This window comes from uncultured Chryseobacterium sp. (assembly GCF_913776365.1).
In the GTDB taxonomy this organism is placed as follows: Bacteria; Bacteroidota; Bacteroidia; order Flavobacteriales; family Weeksellaceae; genus Chryseobacterium.
Map to the genome: position 1 here is coordinate 1 of NZ_CAJYMO010000316.1, position 2510 is coordinate 2510.

The following is a 2510-nucleotide window of genomic DNA, read 5'->3' on the forward strand; positions in this document are numbered from 1 at the left end:
AGCCTGTGCCGGTCTTCTGGACAACGATCATCCCGAAGACTGCATCAGGCGTGAGACCGAGGAGGAAACGGGATACCAGATCCGGCATGCTGAAAAAATATTTGAAGCGTATATGTCGCCCGGTTCGGTTACGGAAATTCTTCATTTTTTCATTGCCGAATATTCAGCCGAAATGAAAATAAACGATGGCGGCGGGCTGGCGGATGAAGGCGAGAACATCGAAGTAATGGAAGTGTCATTTGAAGATGCACTGGATATGATTGATTCCGGGGAAATTAAGGATGCCAAAACCATTATGTTGCTGCAATACCTCAGAATAAAAAATATTTTGTAAATTCTGCCGTTTTACTATAAACCCGATTCAATGAAAATCCTATATACCATAAGTCTTTCCGTCGTACTTTCCGCCAGTGGTTTTGCACAGAAAATTACCAAGGCCGGCCCGAAAGATAAAGCCGTGATCGAACATTTCCGGAATAATTATAAAAAGAAAAATTATAAAAAGTTTGACGGTGATATGACGGTGAATGACAAACAGATTGTATTCGATAAGAAAACTGTTTTTTATGATCCTTCTGACAAAATTACGGCCCAGATCCTGAAAGAAAGGCTGGTCTACCCTCAGTTGCTTACCGATTTCCAGGTAGACCGGTTTGAGAATGAGGACAGCGATAGGACCCAGAAAAGATTTGCCAAGCTGCAGAAAAACTGGAAAGATGCTTTTGAAGTCAACAACATCCGGTTCAGCAATGGTTCGGAACTTACCTATCTAAGCCAGGATCCTGCTGTAAGAAGATATAAGGTTCTGTGTAAAGACCCTAAATTCCCGAATATGATGGCTTATTATTTTGAACTTACCGATAAGCGTGCTGATAAAAATACCTCCAATGAAGATTTCATTAAAAATGCAAAACTTACGCATATTTATCAAAGGACAGAGTAACTAATATTGCATGTATAATCCAATCCGCCGGAACAGAAATATCGGAACTGATAACCAGGGTTTCAGCAATAACAATAAACTAAGGATTGCCACTCCTTATGGAACACTAAAATCGTTCTATGAAAGAATTGGAAAATATCACATCATCAATGGGCATGAGTTTTTATTTATTGTAGAAGAGACACGGGAAAACTGTTTTCATTCATGTTCGGTAAATGATATAGCAAAGATGATTATGCATATTCCATCAGAAGATTACGGTAATCTGAGATTCATTATCTTGCGTCAGGCCAAAAGAAAAGAAGAAATTATTTCTCCGGTTTGGGGAAGACTGATATATAGCTTTGAATTTGACAAAGAATATGCTCCAGCCATCATTTTAGATGCTATCGATACCAATAAAAAACTCGTATGGTCTAAAAAAATGACTATCGAAGATCAGAAAGAATTTACAAGATTGCGGGAGGATAAGCATCTTTTTACAGATAACAGAAAAGCTTATATCTCACCGATCTGCTCGGAGCCCTCGAGAAACACACAACTTTACAGAACATTACTTCATGAATTTGGACACTATGTACATTACCTTGAAGTGGTGGAACGCCCCGGAAGTGAAACGGAAGACTACGAAATGAAAGAAGAACGAGACAATTTTTATTTTCAATTGCCTCATGTGGAAAAAGCAAAATTTGCTCATCAATATGCCGACAGGCTAAAAAAGAAATTGATCAACGACAGAATTATTCCGTTTGATCAAAGTTAAAACTATACTTTGACTTTCCAGAGAGCACTTAATTAAATTCTATGTAACTGATGAGTTGCCAAATTAACAATTATTTTAACCCCATCTGCGAGTTCCGACAAATCCATCCGGTTATAAAAGGACAGCCGTTGCGAACCAATGATCCGGGAATGATGACCATCCGCGATGCATTGAACGGTTTGAAAGATTGCCTGGAGGATGAGTACAATACCTTCCGTAGCAATGATCTGTCGGTGCAGATTTCCCGTGGCATTACCAATCTGCCGCATGTACTCTATGCCTGTATCCTTCCGCCGGGCCAACTGGTCCCAAACGGAATTTACACCGTCATCTGTTTTGATGTATTGGGAAGAGGCGCCCTGGTGGGTTGCGTAGAATCCAAAGTGACTTCTAAAGGCCTTAAAACCGTACAACGCAAAAAAGGTCCGGGGCTTTTATCTATTGATGTGGATGGTGCCAGCGAACGTACGAAGTACAATAATGTGTTTGTCAATCCGAAAGAATTCTATTATCCTTTGGAAAATGAAGATGCATTAGACCTGCACATTAAGGAATCGCTGGAATTGGCATTGGATTTTCTGGTAACCCCTGTTAACGTTAAAAATGTTAACAGGGATAAACGTTAACAGGGGTAAAAACGTTAACAAGGGTAAAAAATATTTCCTACATTTGTCCGGAAATAGTTCTTTAACATCCTTCATCAAACGGAAAAGGTTTTACGTAAAGTAGATTAATAGGGAATCGTGTGAGAATCACGAGCTGTCGCGCAACTGTAAGTAATACCCCAAAGGTTTTTGTCCGAGT

Annotated in this window: 4 protein-coding genes and 1 riboswitch; all 4 genes read left to right on the forward strand. The window is 39.6% G+C overall.

Annotation, left to right across the window (positions count from 1 at the left end):
* Positions 1 to 334 (forward strand): NUDIX domain-containing protein (locus QZ735_RS16685; RefSeq protein WP_294250804.1); only part of this gene is annotated, 334 nt, incomplete at its 5' end.
* A 30-nt stretch (positions 335 to 364) separates the two neighbouring features.
* On the forward strand, positions 365 to 943 hold the full coding sequence (locus tag QZ735_RS16690) for a hypothetical protein (protein WP_294250807.1): 579 nt from the start codon (positions 365 to 367) through the stop codon (positions 941 to 943).
* Positions 944 to 953: 10 nt separating this feature from the next.
* Positions 954 to 1706, forward strand: coding sequence for a hypothetical protein (locus tag QZ735_RS16695; protein ID WP_294250809.1), 753 nt, complete (start codon positions 954 to 956; stop codon positions 1704 to 1706).
* A gap of 50 nt (positions 1707 to 1756) precedes the next feature.
* Complete coding sequence (locus QZ735_RS16700) at positions 1757 to 2332, forward strand: hypothetical protein (protein WP_294250812.1); 576 nt, start codon at positions 1757 to 1759, stop codon at positions 2330 to 2332.
* Positions 2333 to 2400: 68 nt separating this feature from the next.
* Positions 2401 to 2510, forward strand: a riboswitch (cobalamin riboswitch). This riboswitch is flagged as partial in the annotation.